Below are 18,022 nucleotides of genomic sequence, written 5' to 3' on the forward strand. Positions count from 1 at the left end.
CAATAGAATTGAGTCCGAATGAAAAGCTGAAATTGTCGCACCTTCAGATTTACTCAGAGAATGAATCTCATGACGAGGAAGGAACAAACAACACCCCCCGACCTTCTCCGCCACAACACGTCATCAATGACGACCCTGCTCTGATCCTGCTTTGATAATTGTTCTGCGCTTGACTGCCTGACCCTGGGCAATATGAGTTTTTGACTTTAATTAGCATCGCCGGCGCGTGATCATCCACAGACCAAGCCGTGAGCATCATGCGGCTGACACCAGGCTCTGACTGAAAAATCACTAACAAGGAAAGCACGTCAATGCAGCTAAAAAACTTCGCAACCGTTTCGTTTGGTGTATTGCTTTCTCTCAAGGCCATGGCCTATGACAAGGAAGTTTATAATTCCGACATGACGCGTGTTGAAAGCAACAAGAAGTCGCAGGACGATGAGCACTCTCGTTACAAGATTTGCACAGACTATCGAGTCGACGATTTTTTTGCCTTTGATGCCGCCGCGATCGGCCCGGCCAGTGAAACATCGGCCATTTTCGGGTCGAAGCTAGCGCCGTGCAAACTTCAGAGCCTGGTGGATACCCCCCTGAGCGACGCGTACGTTTTTGCCGCGGCGCTGGAGCTTATGCCGGCATCGCCTGGCACCGTCCATTTAGCTGAAGAGCCTTCAATTCCATGAGCATCCCTGATGAAGTCTTTCATGTAACCGCTACTCCTGCGGACAACGCCAATAGAACCATTGGCCGATGGGAGATTAACCTCATCACCTCAGAACATGAGGCGAACATTCGACAGCACAAACTCATGCATAGCCCCCGAGTGCAATGCAGTCGGCTGGAGTTTGATTCGGCGGTCACGATGATCAGCTCTGTGCCTCATGGCTGTGTAAGCTTTGCCATTTCACAGACTTCCGTTGGCCGCCCCATCGTCAATGATCATGAACTGCGCCCCAACGAAATCATCGCGCTGCACAGCGATGAACCCGTGCGTTACACCTGTGAGCCGAATGAAACGCTGTTCACCCTGACCACGACGCTGGAACACTATGCCCAGTGCCTGGAAAATCATCCCGCGATCGACGTCCTGGCCAATCGAAAGGAACAGCGCTTTCAGGTGGCCAACTTCAAATTAATACAGTCTGCCATTCAAGCCATCAGCGCTTACGCAATCGACGTCAAAACCCCTTCTTTAAAACAGCGTGACAGCTCGAAAGCTTCAGGCATTGAAAGTGCATTGCTGACTTCGCTGCTGCGGGCACTCACGCCGGTTGGGCGCTCCGCGCTTAAAACCCCGACCCGAAGAAGGGTGGCGATAGAAGCCATCGAATACATCCACGCCAATGCAAAAAAAGCGCTGTGCATGAAAGCGCTGGTCAAACAACTCAGAACGACGACTCGCACCTTGCATCATGGTTTCGTTGAAACGTTCGGCGTGACGCCGATTGCCTACATTAGAAATGTAAGGCTCGCCAATGTTCGCCGAGACTTGATCCGCAACACTTGGCCAACGGTCACCGAAACGGCCATGTATTGGAACTTTCACCACCTGAGCAGGTTTTCCAAGGCGTATCACGATGCTTATGGGGAAGTGCCTTCGGAAACCGCACGGCGCCACTCATCCAAACTGCAACTTCGATAAGCGCCAGATCAAAAAATAACAATCATTAATTTTTCTCCGCTCCCCCGAATGGCCAACATTGCTTATTTCTCAGCCGAAGGGACCAGCATGCGCTATCGATTGAATTCATTACCGCTCAAACAAAAGATCTTCTTTTGCCTGGCCGCGTACCTATGTGGCGTCGCGTTAGCCTGGCTGATTGACAGCTTATAACGCACACAAAATATCAATCATTGATTTCTATCAACCTTCGCGATCACTCAAATTCTTGGCGTTCACCTCACCACCGACAACCTGTAGAAGGACTTCACCTCACATGTTATTTCGAAACCTTGGCTTCGTTTCGCTGCTTTCGTTACTGTCTTTTCAGGCATTGGCGGATGACAAGGGTTTGTATCTTGGCGCCGGCGTCAGCAGCATTGAAACCGACAAATCCCAGCTGAGCGATGACGACACCAGCTATAAGGTTTTTGCAGGCTATCGCCTCAACAGTTATCTCGCGTTCGAAGGCGCATTTGTTGATCTCGGCCAATTCGAAGACAAGGATCTTGATTTCGATGGCAAGTCAGTTCAGGCCGCGGCCCATATCGGCTTTCCGATAGGCGATCGCGTGCGAGTGTTCGGTAGTGTCGGTGCTCACGCTTGGGATGCTGACGGTAATGCCAGCGATGACGACACTGGCGTGGACCTGACCTACGGGGCCGGCGTTGAATTTGATGTATTTCGCAACATTGGTATCCGTGCCGAATATGAAGTACTGGAAGTTGGTGAAATCGATCTGAATCAAACAACGGCCTCTGCTTACATTCTCTGGTAATGCGCAGTTGAATTGAGCGGCCCTGTGGGTCGCTCGATTCAAACCCTTGAAACCCTCTTCCCGACCAAGAAGCCGATGATCGACTACGACCTTTTAAGTGACGCCGAGCGAGCGGCAATCAACGCCGCCATTCAGGCCCCGGGATTGCCACTTCAAACAGCCTTGATCGTCGACGATGACGACGCCACACGCGAGTTGCTGGCCGAAATTCTTCAAGTCAATGGCGTCGCGTGTGTGACGGCTGACAGTGTCGCCGAGGCTTTGTGTTTGTTGGAAATCGACAGTTCGATCGGGCTGGTGATTACTGACTTGCATATGTATCCGCTGGGTGGCTTGGCGTTGATTCGCGAGATCCGCAAGTCCGAGTGGGCGGATCTGCCCGTTGTGATCGTTTCCGGAGATGCAGAGGTTCGAGATGCCATAGAGGCCATGCATTTGAATGTGGTCGACTTTCTGTTGAAGCCGATTGATGCGTACGAGTTGATTAACCTGGTTCAGTTCGAACTGGGTTTCAAGGGAACGGGCTCACATCGAGTCACTCCTCATCTCCCCTGCTACGCTGATGACTCAACGGAGGTCTGGGAACACCTCGACAAAGACGAGACCGCCTGATGGTCGAACACCCGTAGATCAACCTCAACAGATGACTCTATGAAAGACACCATTCGCTACGCCGAATACTTGCATAAGATCGGAGCAGGTCGCCGCGAAATCCCCATGCGTGAACTGGTCTGCGCACCGGTTCGCGATGCCGATGGCCACTGGCAGGCCGCCCCTCACAAAGCAGTGAAATTACGTGGCGGCGAGATCGCCGCCATCCTCAAGCCTTATCTCAATGTCCGTTTTATGGAGCAGCTTAGCGCCGTGGTGCCGCTGGCCCTGTACCTGGTGCTGTTTCAGATCATCATCCTGCGCCAGTTGGTTGAGGACTCGGTGCTTGTCACGGCAGGCCTGTTCGCCGTCATCGTCGGACTGATGCTGTTCATGGAAGGCCTGAAACTTGGCCTGATGCCTTTCGGCGAAATCATCGGCAGCAACCTTCCGCGCAAGTTATCGCTGCCAGTGGTGTTGCTGGTGACCCTGCTGCTGGGCATCGGGGTGACGTTCGCCGAGCCCGCTATCGGTGCGCTGCGCGCCGCCGGGCAGAACGTTTCGGCAGAGCGCGCGCCCTACCTCTGGGCGATCCTCAATCAATGGACCAGCGCACTGGTTCTGGTGGTGGGGGCCAGTGTCGGTCTGGCAGCTGTCATCGGCACGCTGCGCTTCCTCTACGGCTGGAGCCTGAAGCCGTTGATCTATTTGTCACTGGCGCCCGTTCTGCTGCTGACGGTGTACATGAGCAGTGATCCTGAGCTGGCAAAGATTATCGGCCTGGCCTGGGATGCCGGCGCGGTCACCACCGGGCCGGTCACTGTCCCGCTGGTGCTGGCGTTGGGCATCGGCATCGCGGCGGCTGCCGGCAAGGGCGGTTCCGGGCTGTCCGGATTCGGTATTGTCACCCTCGCCTCATTGTTTCCCGTGATCGGCGTCATGCTGCTGGGCCTGTACGTCGCGGCCATCTCTTCGCCGGCAGACATCATCGCCGCGGCGCACGCGGCGGCCAGCGCCGGACAACTGGCGGCTGACTGGCACACCGTCAGCCCCGGACTGGAGATCGTTTCCGGGTTGCGGGCCATCGTGCCGCTGGTGATATTCCTGCTGATCGTCCTGAAACTGCTGCTGCGCCAAAGCCTGCCACGGCGCGGCGAGATCTTCCTCGGCATCGCCCTGACTGTGGTGGGCATGTGCCTGTTTAATCTCGGTCTGACCTATGGCCTGTCCAAGCTGGGAGGCAGTGCGGGCTCGCTGATTCCAGCGGCCTTCATGCAGACGCCGGGTTCGGACGACTCCCCGCTCTACCGGTATGAGGTGGGGTTGGTACTGGCCCTGGTTTTCGCCTGGGTGCTCGGGTATGGGGCGACCGTCGCCGAACCCGCGCTGAATGCGCTCGGCGTCACCGCCGAGACACTGACCAACGGTTTTATCCGCAAGCGCGGCCTTATCCGTGCTGTATCGATAGGTGTCGCCTGCGGCATTGCCGTGGGTGTGGCCAAGTTGGTGTTCGGCCTGCCACTGGTCTGGCTGGTGGTGCCGCCCTACCTGTTCGCGGTGGTACTGACGATTTTTTCGACCGAAGAATTTGTCAACGTGGCCTGGGATAGCGCGGGTGTCACCACGGGGCCGATCACCGTTCCGCTCGTTCTGGCCATGGGCCTGGGACTGGGCAATGCGACCAACGCCGTCGAGGGTTTCGGCATTCTTTGCATGGCCTCCGTCGGCCCGGTCATCAGCGTCATGCTCCTCGGACAGTGGGCGCGTTTCCAATTGTGGAGACAGACAAAGGCCGCCGCGGAACAACCTGCGAAGCAATTAATGGGCACGGGAGAAGCAGGATGAAAGCTGAAGGAATTACCTACCTCACTGACGTTGCACTGATCACCTGCATTGTCCCCGTCGGGCGCGCAGATCTGGTGATCCGTGCGGCCCAGGGCATGGGCGCGCCAGGTGCCATCGTCTACCACGCCAACGGGATCGGCCCCCGTGAGCGACTCGGCCTGCTCAGCATCGCCATCGATGCGGAGAAGGAAGTAGTGAGCCTGCTGGTCGCCGCCGACTACCAGGATGCGGTACTGGAGGCGATCTATCATGCGGCCAATTTGAATGTTCCCGGAGCTGGAATGATCTATGCGACCCCCGTGGAAAAAGTCGCGACCTACATCCCCCGCGAGATGCTGAAACAGGAGAATGCCTCGTGAGTCTGGCGGTCGCAGGCGTACCGGGTGGGGCTGCAAAACTCATTACCTGCGTGTTGCCCGACGATGGCACTGAGCGCACGCTGCTGCAGCTATTGCGAGAGACACATGGCATTACCCGCGCGGACAGCGTCAATTGCCGAGGTGTGGCCATACTGCAGGCCGCCAAAGCACCCCGCGACGAAGTGCCAGAGGCGGTGCTCACCCGGGTAGTCAATGTGGTGGTGGAAGTAGCCCAGGCTGAAGAGGTGTTCGACTTCATATGCGTAAACGCCAGGCTGACCGAGCCTGGCAGAGGGTTGATGTACATGACGGCGTTAAATTTCGCTACGGCAGTGGCGATGCCTGAGGGAGTAGCGGAAGAGCAAGGAGCGATACCCATTCGCTCGGAGCGCCAATAACCCCCCCAATCGATCAACGATCGGGGTATTGGGAAGCGAGAGCCAGAACAGGCTCCCGCTGTTCGCAGTCCATTTCAGCGCTTGAGTTTGCGCTTGTTGCGGTATTGGTCGATGACCACTGCGACCACGATGATCAAGCCCTTGATGATGTCCTGGATGTAAGCATCGACGCCGACGAACGTGAACCCGCTGGCCATCACGCCAAGAATCAGTGCGCCGATGACCGTGCCGGTGATGCGTCCAACCCCGCCCGCCAGGCTGGTCCCGCCGATGACCGCTGCGGCAATCGCGTCCAGCTCATAGGACATGCCCATCCCGGCCTGCCCAGTGGCAGCACGGGCCGAAGCCACCACGCCCGCCAGTCCTGCCAGCAACCCGGCAATGCTGTAGACGATGACCAGATGGCGCTTGACGTTAATACCGGACGTCCGCGCCGCCTGCATGTTGCCACCGATGGCATAGGTGTATTTACCGTACTTGGTGTAGCGCAGTGCGATGTGGAAGATCACCGCCACTACCAGAAAAATGATCACCGGCATCGCGCCATGACCAATGGCAGTGTAGGAATCCGATAGCATGCTCACCGGCTGGCCTTCGGTGTAGTAACGCGCCAGGCCACGGGCAGAGACCATCATGCCCAAGGTGGCAATGAACGGTGGAATCCCGGTGATCGCAATGATGCTGCCGTTGATGGCCCCCGCCAGCAGTCCGACACCGAGCCCGACAATTACGGGGATCCACACCGGCAAGTCAGTCAGCGACGGGAATACCGCCCGAGTAAAATCAGAGGTCTGCGCCAGGCTGGCCGCGATCATCGCCGACAAGGCCAGCACCGAACCAGACGACAGGTCGATACCGGTGGTGATGATGACCTGAGTCACGCCAATCGCCAGCAGACCGATGATCGACACTTGCAGGATCATCAATACCAGCCGCTGGGAGTTCATCAGAAAGCTCTGGTCGCGCACGATCCAGCCGAAAATCTCGAACACCAGGCCGATGCCAATCAGCACCAGGAAGATGCTCAGCTCGGTCGGAAAGCGCCGGCGACTCTTGACCTGTGCGGTTGCCGGTTTGTTTTCCAGTATCGCGTTCATAACCACTCACCCTTCAAATGAAATCAGTGTGGCGAGGGAACTTGCTCCCGTTCGAGTGCGCAGCGCTCGCCAGTTCTACGGTCAATCCGAGACATTGGGGCCGCTTGGCACCCCGGCGGGAGCCCCCCCCCTCGTCACAGAAACCGTGCTCACCCTTGATTTAATGACACGGGGACATTCCCGAGGCCAGTTGCAGCACTCGTTCCTGAGTCGCTTCGCTGCGGTCGAGGGTGCCCATCAGGTCGCCCTCGTGCATGACCATTACCCGGTCGCTCATGCCGAGCACTTCCGGCAGCTCCGAGGAAATCATGATGACGGCCATGCCTTCGCTGGCGAGGTAGGAGATAAGGCGGTAAATCTCGGCCTTGGCGCCGACATCGATACCGCGGGTCGGCTCGTCGAGAATCAGGATGCGTGGGTTGGTCATCAGCCAGCGCGCCAACAAGGCTTTCTGTTGATTACCGCCCGACAAGGTATCGATGCACTGCTCCAGTGAGGGGGTTTTTACCCGCAGCTTCTTGCACATGTCTTCGCACAAGACCCGCAAGGCTTTTTGCTGGATGAAGCCGTGGCCGACGTAGTGCGGCAGCACCGCCATTTCCATGTTCTCCAATACCGAGAGGCATGGGAAAAGGCCGCTGAGCTTGCGATCCTCGGTCAACAAGGCGAAGCCCTTCTCGATCGCCATGTGCGGATCGCTGATGCGCACCACCTCGCCATCGAGACGCATCTCGCCACTGTCGCTTGGGGTAATCCCGAAAAGCGCTTCGGCAACGTTGGTCCGGCCGGAGCCCATCAACCCGGCAATGCCAAGGATTTCCCCGGCATGCAGGTCGAAAGAGACACCTTTGAAGATGCCATCCAGCGTGAGGTCGCGCACTGAAAGCAGCAGATCGCCAATCGGCTTTTCACGCACTGGAAACAACTGGCTCAACTCACGACCGACCATCATCGAAATCAGGCTATCGCTGTCCATGCTGTCGGCCCGCTGCAGGCCTATGTAGGCGCCGTCGCGGAACACCGCCACTTCATCGGCGATAGCGAATACTTCGTTCATTTTGTGGGTGATGTAGATGATGCCTTTGCCTTGGCTTTTGAGGTCGGCAATGATCGAAAAGAGGTGGGCGACTTCCTTGTCGGTGATGGCCGAAGTCGGTTCGTCCATGATCAGGACGTCGGAGTCGTAGGACACCGCTTTGGCAATTTCGACCATCTGCCGCTCGGCGATGCTCAGGTTGCCCACCTGCTCTTCCGGATCAAGGTTGATCCGCAGGCGTTCCAACAGTTTCGCCGTACAGCGGTGCATTTCCCGGTGGTCGACCATGTGGAAACCGTTGAGTTGTTCACGGCCGATCCAGATGTTCTCGGCGATGCTCATGTGCGGCATCAGGTTGAGTTCCTGATGGATCATCGCGATCCCGGCCTGGAGCGCAGCCAGTGGCGTTTCAAAAACCACCGGCTTGCCCTTCAGGCGCAGTTCACCGGCGTCGGGCTGGTAGATGCCGGCAATGATTTTCATCAGGGTGGATTTGCCGGCGCCGTTTTCGCCCATCAGGGCCAAGACAGAACCGGGGCGTACCCGAAGCTGCACATCGGACAAGGCCACCACACCGGGAAACCCCTTGCTGACGTTGATGATCTCCAGCAGGTACGGCTCATCGACAGGTGTTGCAGTTGGCTGGATACCCACCAACGGGGGGCTCGAAGCAGTCGCTGAAGCGAACATGATCAGGTACTCCATCAGCAAGGTCGCGGTCGCAACCTTGCGTATTTATTGTTGTTATTGAACGGACGGGCTATTTGAACGTGTCGACGTTTTGCGGGGTGATCAAGCGGTACGGCACCCAAACGGCCTGTTCAACCGGCTCGTTTTTGGCCATTTTCACGGCGGTGTCGATGGAGCCGTCGGCCTGACCCTTGGCGTCCTGGAACACCGACACCGTCATGTTGCCTTTCTTGATCGCGTTCAAGCCGTCCGGCGTACCGTCGACACCTGCGATCAGGACGCTGCCTTTGTCGACGCCAGCCTGTTGAAGTGCCATCGCGGCACCGATCGCCATTTCGTCGTTGTTGGCGATGACCGCGTCAAACTTGCGGCCCTGGGTCAGCCAGTCGTTCACCAGGGTCATGCCCTTGTCTCGCAACCAGGTACCGGTCTGCTCTTGCTCGATCTTGATGTTCGGGTATTTGGCCAGTACGTCTTTGACGCCCTTGGTGCGGTTAGTGGTGGAGTTGTTCGCGAGGTCGCCCAGCAGAATCACGATGTCACCCTTGCCGCCCATCTTGTCAGCCAGGTACTGCATCTGCATTTCCCCGGCCTCCAGGTCGTTGGAGGCGACAGTCACGACGCCTTTGGGCAGCTTCAGATCATCGGGGCGGCGGTTGACGTAGACCAGCGGGATGCCGGCCTTGACGGCGGCTTCGGTGATTTTCCGGGTGGCGGCGGTATCCACCGGGTTGACCACGATGGCATCAACCTTCTGGCTGATGAAACTTTCTACCTGACTCAGTTGCTTCACCACGTCGCTGCGAGCGTCTTCGAATTGCAACTGCACGCCCTCGGGATAGGACTTGGCTTTTTTGTCCATGGATTCGCGCAGGTAGGTCAGCCAGGTGTCATCGAACTGGGACATGCTGACGCCGATTTTCATATCGGCGAGCGCCGCGCCGCTGGCGAACATCAGGGACAAGGCAAGAGAGGCAAAGCGGATCTTGGTCTTCATGAAAAGTCTTTCTCCACATTCTTGTTGGTTTTATGGATGAGGCGTGACGATTTCAGTAAGCAGGCAAGCGCAAAGGGTTGAAACGGGTCGCGAGGCAGGTCGCTGAAAATGACTTTATTGGAAAATAATTTCCATATCAACTCATTTTAGAATTTTATTCTGATTTTGTTCCATGACGCTTGAACGGGCTCAACTCCACCACTTGATGCCGCTCGAAACTCAGTCGCGCAGCGTCTAGCACGCGGGTGGTCGCCAGTGCGTCATAGGCGTCCACAGGCAGCGGGCCACCGCTGTGCAGCGCGGCTTGCAGCTGTAAATAGAACTGATTCCAGCAACCGCGTTCGGACGGAACCCGTTCGCGCCGTTCGCCCTGTTCAAACCAGCCCCAGCGGCGATGCTCTTCAACCCCCCAACGTTCACCTTCGGACTTTGGCGAGAGCCCGGCGAGTGCCAATGCTTCTTGCCCGTCCAGGCCATCAACGCTGTAACAGCCTTGGGTGCCGGTCACCCGAAAGCGCGGGCCGGGAGTGCTTTGCAGGCAACTGCCGCCCAAGTGTGAGGTCACGCCACTGGCATGGGTCAGGGACACAAAGAAGCCGTTATCGAAAACCTGGCCTTTTTCCAGGTACTCCAGTTCGGCGTAGACCTTTGTTACCGGGCCGAACAACAGCAACGCCTGATCCACCAGGTGGCTACCCAGATCGCGCAGGAAGCCGCCGCCACTGCCGTTGTTCACCGCCTGTGGTGAGTAACGTTCGATCCGCGATTCAAAACGGGTGACCTGGCCCAACGCACCGGATTCGATGAGTTTGCGCACGGTCAGGAAGTCCGAGTCCCAGCGACGGTTCTGGTAGACGCTGAGTTGCACGCCCTGGCGCTCGGCCATGGTGATCAGGGTTTGCGCTTGCTGCGCGTCAGCGGCAAACGGTTTGTCGCTGACCACTGCCACACCGTGTTCGATGCCGTCGAGTACCAGCGCCGGACGCCCCTTGAGCGGAGTGGACACCACCAGCACATCGATCCCGGCCTCCACCAGTTGGCCGATGCTGTCGAACGCTGGCACCCCAGGGTGCTCGGCCGCCAGCAACTGTCGGCGCTCAGGCGAACGGGTGACCACCCCCACAAACGTCGCCGTCGGCAAACTGCTGATCAGCGGAGCATGGAAAAACCGGCCGCCATGGCCGTAACCGACAAGTCCGATACGCATGGAATATTCTCCTTATAGAACGCGGACCCTGTGGGAGCGAGCTTGCTCCTACAGGGAGGCCGGTTAGCCGTAGAAGTGCGGGCGATCAGGGAGAGCCACGTTGACGATCGCCCCGCTGTTCTGCGCCTCGATGCACGCATCTGCAGCGACTGCGGCTGCAAACCCGTCCCACGCTGACGGCCCCCCCACCTGCCCGGCGCGTACGCCATCGATGAACGCCTGCAACTCCACGTCATACGCGGCGATAAACCGATCCTTCCAGTCCATCAGAATCGCGTTGGACAGCTTCGCCCCGCTGCGCAATTGAACCTGCGAAGGCTCCGGCAATTTGGCGATGCCGGTCTCCCCCACCACTTCGCACTGGATGTCGTAGCCGTATTGGCAGTTAACGAACACTTCCACGTCGATGCGCGTGCCCTTGGCGGTTTCCAGCAATACGATCTGCGGGTCTTTCAGGTGCGCGAGGGCTTTGCTGGTCTTGCGCGGGAATACGACCTGCACCGAGACGTAGTCGTCATCGAGCAACCAGCGCAACACATCCAGCTCATGGATCAGCGTGTCGGTGATTGCCATGTCGGTCTTGTAGTTTTCACCCACGGTCGGGTTGCGGTGCGCGCAGTGCAACATCAATGGCTCACCAATCTGACCGCTGTCGATCACGGCTTTGAGTGCCCGATAGCCTTCGTCATAGGGACGCATGAAACCGACCTGAACCAGGCGCTTGCCGTGGGCCACTTCAGCCTCGACGATTTTGCGGCAGCCTGCAGCGGTGACCGCCAGCGGCTTCTCGCAAAACACCGGTTTACCCGCCGCGATCGCCGCCAGCACAAACTCTTCGTGGCTCGGTCCCCAGGAGGTGACGAGGATCGCTTCGACCTCCGGCGCCTTGATCAGCGCGTGGCCGTCGGGATAGACCTCGGCAGTCAGCTTCAGGTCGGACACCACATTGGCGGCCTGTTGCAAGTTGATGTCGGTGACGGCAACGACCTGGCTGTTAAGCAAGGTTTGACTGCAACGACGGATATGGTCTTGGCCGATGGCCCCGGTGCCGATGACTCCAAGCTTCAAAGACATGAAAAGACTCCTAGATGTGTTGTTGTGCGTTTCAGGGCAATCAGTACTGACGGGCCTTGGCCAGTCGTTCGTTCAGGGTCTTGGCCGCGGCATTGGTGCGGGCGCTGGTGGAGACTTGCGCCACGCCGACCCGCCACCACGACAGGTAGCCGTGAATCATGGTTTTGGGCAGGACCTTGATGTCGATCAGCGTCGACACGGTCTGCAAGCGCGCATCGGCCAATGCGGCTTGCAGCGCTTCGACCGTGTTCACCTTGTAGGTCTTGCAGCCATAGGCCGACGCGCTCATGGCGAAATCCACCGGCACGAAACCGCCGTCGAGCTTGCCGGTTTCCGGGTTGCGAAACCGGAACTCGGTGCCGAAGCTGTCCATGCCGTTGCCCATCTGCAGGTTGTTGATGCAACCGAAGGTCATGTTGTCGAGCAGCACCACGTTGATCTTGCGGCGCTCCTGGATCGAGGTCGCCAGTTCAGAATGCAGCATCATGTAAGAGCCATCGCCAACCAGCGCGTAGACCTCTCGTTCAGGCTCGGCGAGCTTCACACCCAAGGCGGCGTTGACCTCGTAACCCATGCAGGAATAACCGTACTCGACGTGATAGGTGTTCACCCCCTTGCTGCGCCAGCTGCGCTGCAAGTCCCCGGGCAAGCTGCCGGCCGCGGCGACGATCACCGCGTCGTCGGCCAGGGTTTTGTTAAGCACGCCGAGCACGCGGCTCTGGGTCAGGCAGGAACCGGTCAGCTCGATGAATTCACGCAATACGGCCGGGTCCATGTGGTCGTTGATTTCCGGGACGAAATCTTTCGCCTGGTATTCGACCTGATAGATCCGGTCGACTTCTTCGTCCAGTTGCGCCTTGGCCAGATGCGGTTGGTCGCCCCACGCGGAGCGGTAATCGCCCAAGGCTTCAGCCAGGGCTTGCAAACCGACTTTGGCGTCCGCCAGCAGTTGCACGCCGTCGAGCTTCAGGGCATCGCAAGGGCTGATGTTCAGGTTGAGAAATTGCACGTCCGGGTGTTGGAACAGGGATTTCGACGCGGTGGTGAAATCGCTGTAGCGGGTGCCGACACCGATAATCAGATCCGCGTCCCTGGCCAACAGATTCGCCGCCAGGCAGCCGGTTTCACCGATCCCGCCGACGTTCAGCGGGTGGCTGGACACCACCGCACTTTTGCCGGCCTGGGTTTCGGCGAAAGGAATATCGAAGCGCTCGGCAAACGCCTGCAAGGCCGCATTGGCGCCGGAGTAACGAACCCCACCGCCGCAAATGATCAGCGGCTTGCGCTTGCCTTTGAACAGTGCCAGCGCATCACCGAGCATCGCTTCAGTCGCCGGACGACGCTCGATGCGGTGCACGCGCTTTTGCAGGAAGTAATCAGGATAGTCGTAGGCCTCGGCCTGCACATCTTGTGGCAAGGCCAGGGTCACCGCGCCGGTTTCAGCGGGATCGGTGAGCACGCGCATGGCGTGGATCGCCGCCGTCATGAGTTGTTCGGGACGGTTGATGCGGTCCCAGTATTTGCTCACGGCCTTGAACGCGTCGTTGGTGCTGATGCTCAGGTCGTGGAACTGCTCGATCTGTTGCAGCACCGGGTCCGGTTGGCGGCAGGCATAAACGTCGCCGGGCAACAGCAGCAAGGGAATGCGGTTGGCGGTCGCCGTCGCAGCGGCCGTCAGCATGTTCGCCGCCCCCGGGCCTACCGATGACGAGCAGGCGTAGATCTTGCGCCGCAGGTGCTGCTTGGCAAAGCCGATCGCCGCGTGGGCCATGCCCTGCTCGTTGCGGCCCTGATGGACGATCAAGTCGCCACTGTCCTGCTCCAGGGCCTGTCCCAGGCCCAGCACGTTGCCGTGACCGAAAATGGTAAAGATCCCGGCGACGAATTTGCTTTGAACCCCATCGACCTCGATGTACTGGTTATCGAGGAATTTCACCAGGGCCTGGGCCATGGTCAGTCGTGTCGTAGTCATAACCGATCCTTCAATAAACGAAGAAACCCTGTGGGAGCGAGCCTGCTCGCGAAGGCGGCGGCACAGTCAATATCGATGTCGCCTGACACAGCGCTTTCGCGAGCAGGCTCGCTCCCACATTTGATCCGCGTTGGCCTCAGGCCAGGGTTTTTTGCAGGTGATCCATGCTCGCCCCAATCGCCTGCTGGATATCCGCCAGGCCATGGACGCTGTCGGCAAACGGTTCGAACGACAGGTAGCCGCTATAACCGCTGCTGAGCAAAGCGTCGATTTGCGCCGCGTTGCCAAGAATGTCGCCCTCGCCCACCAGCACCCGATGACCGTCTCGAATGGTCGCCAACGGGGCCTCGGCATCCTCGACGCCGGAGATGTGCACCAGCCCGGTCAGCTCGGGGAAGCATTCATGTTCGCCAGCCAAGTGGTGATGAAAGGTGTCATGCACCAGACGGAACACATCCAGCCCGCCGATGGCCTTGATCGCGTCCACCGCTGTGCGCTTGCGGCGCAGCGAGCACTCTTCGAACCCCAGCGGCTCGATGAAACCGACAATGCCGTGTTCACGCAGGATCGGCGCCAGTTCAGTCAACGCCGTGCGCAGCCCTGAAGCGCGTGCGGCCTCGGTACGCGGATCGGCACGGTCGTTGAGCGGACACATGACCAACCCTTGCGCGCCGCAATCACGGGCATAAGCCGCCAGTTTCAGGGCCTGCGCACGGCGCTCGTCATTCCAAACATCAAATGGATACAACGCGTTGATCGACAGCACGGTAACGCCTTTGGCCGCGCACAATTCACGGACGCGCTCGGGGGCCGTGCCGTCCTCGATCTCGACCCCTTTAAGGTCGTTGCGAATTTCGATGGCGTCGGCCTTGAGGGCCACCGCCAACTCGATGAATGCCGGCAGGGACAAGCGTGGGGCGACCATACGGTTCAGGGCGAAACGCAGGGGTTTGCTCATTGTTGTTATTCTCCGCACAGGTGTATCAATTGGCCGTCGGCATGCTGAATTCAGGGCCCTTGGCGATGCTGTCAGGCCAGCGCTGCATCACACTTTTGTAGCGGCTGTAGAAGCGGATGCCCTCTTCGCCGTAAGCGTGGTGATCGCCGAACAGCGAGCGTTTCCAGCCGCCGAACGAGTGCCAGGCCATCGGCACCGGAATCGGTACATTGATCCCAACCATGCCGACTTTGATGGTGCGGGCGAAGGCACGGGCGATGCCGCCATCGCGGGTGAAACAGGACACGCCGTTGCCGAACTCGTGGGCGTTGATCAACGCGACGGCGCTGGCGAAATCCGGCACCCGTACGATGCCCAGCACCGGTCCGAAAATTTCCTGCTGGTAGATGCTCATCTCGGTCGTGACGTTGTCGAACAGCGTCGCGCCGACGAAGAAGCCGTTCTCGGCGCCTGGCACCTTGAAGTGGCGACCGTCGACGATCAACTGTGCGCCCTGGGCTACGCCTTCGTCGATGAAACCTTCGACTTTGGCCTTGTGCTCGGCCGTCACCAACGGCCCCATGTCACTGTCACCCTTCAGACCGTTGCCGACTTTGAGCTGATCAATGCGCGGCAGCAGTTTGGCAATCAGTGAGTCGCCGACATCGCCCACTGCCACGGCAATCGAAATCGCCATGCAGCGCTCGCCGGCCGAGCCGTAAGCCGCGCCGATCAGGGCATCCGCTGCTTGATCCAGATCGGCATCGGGCATGACGATCATGTGATTCTTCGCCCCGCCCAGTGCCTGCACACGCTTGCCACGCGAGGTGGCTTGCTGGTGAATGTATTCGGCAATCGGTGTCGAACCGACAAAGGAAATGGCCTCGATGTCCGGGTGCTGCAGCAGGGCGTCGACCGCGGTTTTATCGCCCTGGACCACGTTGAACACTCCATCGGGCAAACCGGCTTCGCTCAACAGGCGGGCCATCAGCACACTGGCGGACGGATCGCGCTCGGACGGCTTGAGGATGAAGCAGTTGCCGGTGATCAGCGCCAGCGGGATCATCCACAGCGGCACCATCACCGGGAAGTTGAATGGCGTGACGCCGGCGCACACACCCAGCGGCTGACGCAGGTTCCAGTTGTCGATGCCGCCGCCGATGTTGTCGCTGAACTCGGTTTTCAGCAGGTTCGGCGCACCGCAGGCGTACTCGACGATTTCGATGCCCCGGGTGACTTCGCCCTTGGCGTCCGAAAACACCTTGCCGTGTTCGCGGCTGATGATTTCTGCCAGCTCATCGTGATGTTGGTCGAGCAATTCCTTGAATTTGAACATCACCCGAGAACGGCGCAAGGACGACTGTTCGGACCAGCCCGGAAAGGCTTTCAGGGCCGAGGCGACGGCTTCGTCTACGGTCTTCTGGCTGGCCAGCCCGACGCGCGCCTGGACGCTGCCGGTGGCCGGGTTAAAGACGTTGCTGAACCGTTCGCTGCTGCTGTCCAGCACTTGACCGTGGATGTAATGGCCGATGATCGGGGCATTGCTCATTGATCGTGTTCTCCGTGCAGAAGTTGGAATTCAGGCTGTCTGGTTCAGAGATCCAGCAGCCAGCTGTGCTGCGGATCGTTATGGAACTGCCAGACACGTTTCGGTCCGGCCATCACGTTCAGGTAATACGACTCATAGCCGTACGGAACGCTGACCGGGTGGTACCCCTTCGGCACGACCACCAGGTCGCTGTTTTCCACGGCCATGGCCTGATCGATGCTGCGATCATCGGTGTACACCCGCTGAAATACGAAGCCCTGGGGCGGGTTGATCTGGTGGTAATAGGTTTCTTCGAGAAAACTCTGGTGCGGCAAATCGTCGGTGTCGTGCTTGTGCGGCGGGTAGCTTGAGGAGTGACCCGACGGCGTACGCACTTCCACCACCAGCAGCGAATGGGCCGGTTCGGTGTCCGGCAGAATGTCGCAGACGTAACGGGTGTTGGCGTCTTTGCCGCGCACGCTGCGCTTCATGGTGTCAGGTTTGATCAGCCGTGGGCCGAGGCCGTTGCTCACTGAACCGGGCGCGGCGCACACGGCGATTTGCACGTCGCTGAGCGCGACCACTTGCGCCTGACTGCCCGGTGGCAAGTATGCGGCGAAGGGGGATTTGTCTTCGAACACCGACTGACGATCACCGATGTTATCCCAGTCGAATGCGCCCTGCCCCGGCGCTTCACCCTTGATGCTGACCCGGCCGCTGAGCAGCACCAGGCACAGCTCTTTATCACCGGCCGACACCGGCAGGGTTTCGCCCAGGCTCAAGCGGTAAGCGGCGAAGCCGACGTATTCCAGCTCACCTTTGCCCAGCTCGACCATGGTCCGGCCACGGGCATTGCTTTTGACCAGCAGGCTCATAGTGCAATCCTCTCGTCGAGCAGTGCGTGCAGGGTGTCGTAGCCTTTTTTGGCGTAGGCATAACTCGGCGCCACCGCTGGATCCTGCTCGGCTTCGACCACCAGCCAACCGTGGTAATCGGCGGCCAGCAGTACGTCGAGCAAAGCGCCAAAATCGATATCGCCATCGCCGGGCACAGTGAACGTGCCGTTGATGATGCAGTCCGGGAAGCTCCAAAGGTTGTTGCGCGCCAACTGCACCACTGGCTTGCGCACGTCCTTGAAATGCACGTGGCAGATGCGTTTGATGTGTTTGCTCAGCACCTGCAAGGGTTCGCCACCGCCCATGTAGCAATGCCCCGAATCGAACAGCAGACCGACTTCACTGCCGGTCAGCGCCATCAGTTTGTCGATGTCGGTCGGGGATTCGACGTAGGCACCCATGTGGTGGTGATAGGCCAGGCGCACGCCTTGGGACAGGGTGAAACGTGCCAGTTCGGTGAGCTTGTCGGCGTATTCCTGCCAGGCGCGCTCGGTGTGGAACTGCGGGCGTTCGACCAACGGGATATGCTGGCCTTGAATGGAGTCAGCGACTTCGCCGTATACCAGCACCTTGGCGCCGTTCTTCGCCAACAACTCGACATGGCTGCCGATGGCGTCGATTTCTTCGGCCACCGAGCGACGGGCCAGACGACTGGAATACCAGCCGGACACCAGCGCCAGGTCATACGGCCGCAGCACGTCACCGACGCCTTTGGCATCCTTGGGGAACTTGCCGTTGAGTTCGAAACCTTCGTAGCCGATTTCCTTGCCTTCGCTCAACGCGGTGCTCAGCGGCGTCTCGCCACCGAGGGATGGCAGGTCGTCGTTGCTCCAGGAGATCGGGTTGATGCCAATTCGAATAGCGGGCATGGCTGCACCTTTTATTGTTTTTTCTAACCAGTAAGAGCGACACAAAACCCTGTGGGAGCGCGCTTGCTCGCGTTGCTCTTGGTGCGTT

Annotated in this window: 16 protein-coding genes and 1 pseudogene; 7 read left to right on the forward strand and 10 right to left on the reverse strand. The window is 59.0% G+C overall.

The features are described 5' to 3' along the window. Positions 1 to 311: 311 nt before the first annotated feature. From D882_RS01000000130690 to D882_RS0100705, 7 genes and pseudogenes are all read left to right on the forward strand, one after another. On the forward strand, positions 312 to 683 hold the full coding sequence (locus tag D882_RS01000000130690; RefSeq protein WP_050590121.1) for a hypothetical protein: 372 nt from the start codon (positions 312 to 314) through the stop codon (positions 681 to 683). After that, complete coding sequence (locus D882_RS0100680; RefSeq protein ID WP_027921459.1) at positions 680 to 1,642, forward strand: helix-turn-helix domain-containing protein; 963 nt, start codon at positions 680 to 682, stop codon at positions 1,640 to 1,642. The genes D882_RS01000000130690 and D882_RS0100680 overlap by 4 nt, the downstream gene beginning before the upstream one ends. A gap of 295 nt (positions 1,643 to 1,937) precedes the next feature. Next, entirely contained in the window at positions 1,938 to 2,438 is a 501-nt protein-coding gene (locus D882_RS0100685; protein ID WP_027921460.1) for an outer membrane beta-barrel protein, read from the forward strand. Between the two features lie 75 nt (positions 2,439 to 2,513). Further along, positions 2,514 to 2,948: pseudogene (locus tag D882_RS01000000130695) on the forward strand (response regulator); the annotation flags it as partial. A 141-nt stretch (positions 2,949 to 3,089) separates the two neighbouring features. Further along, on the forward strand, positions 3,090 to 4,874 hold the full coding sequence (locus D882_RS01000000130700; RefSeq protein WP_032833370.1) for a DUF1538 domain-containing protein: 1,785 nt from the start codon (positions 3,090 to 3,092) through the stop codon (positions 4,872 to 4,874). Continuing rightward, positions 4,871 to 5,233, forward strand: a complete 363-nt coding sequence (locus D882_RS0100700) for a P-II family nitrogen regulator (protein ID WP_027921461.1) — start codon at positions 4,871 to 4,873, stop codon at positions 5,231 to 5,233. The genes D882_RS01000000130700 and D882_RS0100700 overlap by 4 nt, the downstream gene beginning before the upstream one ends. Beyond that, a complete protein-coding gene (locus D882_RS0100705) occupies positions 5,230 to 5,631 on the forward strand; it encodes a hypothetical protein (RefSeq protein ID WP_027921462.1) in 402 nt (133 codons plus the stop codon). Before D882_RS0100700 ends, D882_RS0100705 begins: the two co-directional genes overlap by 4 nt. 74 nt (positions 5,632 to 5,705) lie before the next feature. Here D882_RS0100705 and D882_RS0100710 read toward each other — a convergent pair whose 3' ends face one another. The 10 genes from D882_RS0100710 to iolE form a co-directional block, all read right to left on the reverse strand. After that, positions 5,706 to 6,728: an ABC transporter permease gene (locus D882_RS0100710; protein ID WP_027921463.1), complete on the reverse strand. Its 1,023-nt coding sequence runs from the start codon at positions 6,726 to 6,728 to the stop codon at positions 5,706 to 5,708. Positions 6,729 to 6,888: 160 nt separating this feature from the next. Then, entirely contained in the window at positions 6,889 to 8,454 is a 1,566-nt protein-coding gene (locus tag D882_RS0100715) for a sugar ABC transporter ATP-binding protein (RefSeq protein WP_027921464.1), read from the reverse strand. 70 nt (positions 8,455 to 8,524) lie between these two features. Further along, on the reverse strand, positions 8,525 to 9,451 hold the full coding sequence (locus D882_RS0100720) for a sugar ABC transporter substrate-binding protein (RefSeq protein WP_027921465.1): 927 nt from the start codon (positions 9,449 to 9,451) through the stop codon (positions 8,525 to 8,527). A 154-nt stretch (positions 9,452 to 9,605) separates the two neighbouring features. Beyond that, complete coding sequence (locus tag D882_RS0100725; protein WP_027921466.1) at positions 9,606 to 10,658, reverse strand: Gfo/Idh/MocA family protein; 1,053 nt, start codon at positions 10,656 to 10,658, stop codon at positions 9,606 to 9,608. 63 nt (positions 10,659 to 10,721) lie between these two features. Continuing rightward, on the reverse strand, positions 10,722 to 11,732 hold the full coding sequence (locus D882_RS0100730; RefSeq protein ID WP_027921467.1) for a Gfo/Idh/MocA family protein: 1,011 nt from the start codon (positions 11,730 to 11,732) through the stop codon (positions 10,722 to 10,724). Between the two features lie 40 nt (positions 11,733 to 11,772). After that, the gene (gene iolD, locus D882_RS0100735) at positions 11,773 to 13,704 is read right to left on the reverse strand and encodes a 3D-(3,5/4)-trihydroxycyclohexane-1,2-dione acylhydrolase (decyclizing) (protein ID WP_027921468.1); all 1,932 of its coding nucleotides are present in this window, start codon (positions 13,702 to 13,704) and stop codon (positions 11,773 to 11,775) included. 136 nt (positions 13,705 to 13,840) lie between these two features. Continuing rightward, positions 13,841 to 14,662, reverse strand: a complete 822-nt coding sequence (locus D882_RS0100740) for a TIM barrel protein (RefSeq protein WP_027921469.1) — start codon at positions 14,660 to 14,662, stop codon at positions 13,841 to 13,843. A 25-nt stretch (positions 14,663 to 14,687) separates the two neighbouring features. Then, positions 14,688 to 16,190 carry a CoA-acylating methylmalonate-semialdehyde dehydrogenase gene (locus D882_RS0100745; RefSeq protein ID WP_027921470.1) on the reverse strand — a complete coding sequence of 501 codons (1,503 nt, stop codon included), beginning with the start codon at positions 16,188 to 16,190 and terminating at the stop codon, positions 14,688 to 14,690. 44 nt (positions 16,191 to 16,234) lie between these two features. Continuing rightward, positions 16,235 to 17,044 carry a 5-deoxy-glucuronate isomerase gene (gene iolB / locus D882_RS0100750; RefSeq protein WP_027921471.1) on the reverse strand — a complete coding sequence of 270 codons (810 nt, stop codon included), beginning with the start codon at positions 17,042 to 17,044 and terminating at the stop codon, positions 16,235 to 16,237. Continuing rightward, on the reverse strand, positions 17,041 to 17,934 hold the full coding sequence (gene iolE / locus D882_RS0100755) for a myo-inosose-2 dehydratase (protein WP_027921472.1): 894 nt from the start codon (positions 17,932 to 17,934) through the stop codon (positions 17,041 to 17,043). Before iolE ends, iolB begins: the two co-directional genes overlap by 4 nt. Positions 17,935 to 18,022: the final 88 nt, after the last annotated feature.

The sequence above is a fragment of the Pseudomonas sp. URMO17WK12:I12 genome, from assembly GCF_000514395.1.
Classification (GTDB): Bacteria; Pseudomonadota; Gammaproteobacteria; order Pseudomonadales; family Pseudomonadaceae; genus Aquipseudomonas; species Aquipseudomonas mucoides.

What these genes read in the sequence shown, in the direction of transcription:
- D882_RS0100715 (WP_027921464.1), bottom strand. Translation starts at nt 8,454, where the DNA reads ATGTTCGCTTCAGCGACTGCTTCGAGCCCCCCGTTGGTGGGTATCCAG.
- D882_RS0100745 (WP_027921470.1), bottom strand. Translation starts at nt 16,190, where the DNA reads ATGAGCAATGCCCCGATCATCGGCCATTACATCCACGGTCAAGTGCTG.
- D882_RS01000000130700 (WP_032833370.1), top strand. Translation starts at nt 3,090, where the DNA reads ATGAAAGACACCATTCGCTACGCCGAATACTTGCATAAGATCGGAGCA.
- D882_RS0100725 (WP_027921466.1), bottom strand. Translation starts at nt 10,658, where the DNA reads ATGCGTATCGGACTTGTCGGTTACGGCCATGGCGGCCGGTTTTTCCAT.
- D882_RS0100740 (WP_027921469.1), bottom strand. Translation starts at nt 14,662, where the DNA reads ATGAGCAAACCCCTGCGTTTCGCCCTGAACCGTATGGTCGCCCCACGC.
- D882_RS0100720 (WP_027921465.1), bottom strand. Translation starts at nt 9,451, where the DNA reads ATGAAGACCAAGATCCGCTTTGCCTCTCTTGCCTTGTCCCTGATGTTC.
- D882_RS0100680 (WP_027921459.1), top strand. Translation starts at nt 680, where the DNA reads ATGAGCATCCCTGATGAAGTCTTTCATGTAACCGCTACTCCTGCGGAC.
- iolE (WP_027921472.1), bottom strand. Translation starts at nt 17,934, where the DNA reads ATGCCCGCTATTCGAATTGGCATCAACCCGATCTCCTGGAGCAACGAC.
- iolD (WP_027921468.1), bottom strand. Translation starts at nt 13,704, where the DNA reads ATGACTACGACACGACTGACCATGGCCCAGGCCCTGGTGAAATTCCTC.
- iolB (WP_027921471.1), bottom strand. Translation starts at nt 17,044, where the DNA reads ATGAGCCTGCTGGTCAAAAGCAATGCCCGTGGCCGGACCATGGTCGAG.
- D882_RS0100700 (WP_027921461.1), top strand. Translation starts at nt 4,871, where the DNA reads ATGAAAGCTGAAGGAATTACCTACCTCACTGACGTTGCACTGATCACC.
- D882_RS0100710 (WP_027921463.1), bottom strand. Translation starts at nt 6,728, where the DNA reads ATGAACGCGATACTGGAAAACAAACCGGCAACCGCACAGGTCAAGAGT.
- D882_RS0100685 (WP_027921460.1), top strand. Translation starts at nt 1,938, where the DNA reads ATGTTATTTCGAAACCTTGGCTTCGTTTCGCTGCTTTCGTTACTGTCT.
- D882_RS01000000130690 (WP_050590121.1), top strand. Translation starts at nt 312, where the DNA reads ATGCAGCTAAAAAACTTCGCAACCGTTTCGTTTGGTGTATTGCTTTCT.
- D882_RS0100730 (WP_027921467.1), bottom strand. Translation starts at nt 11,732, where the DNA reads ATGTCTTTGAAGCTTGGAGTCATCGGCACCGGGGCCATCGGCCAAGAC.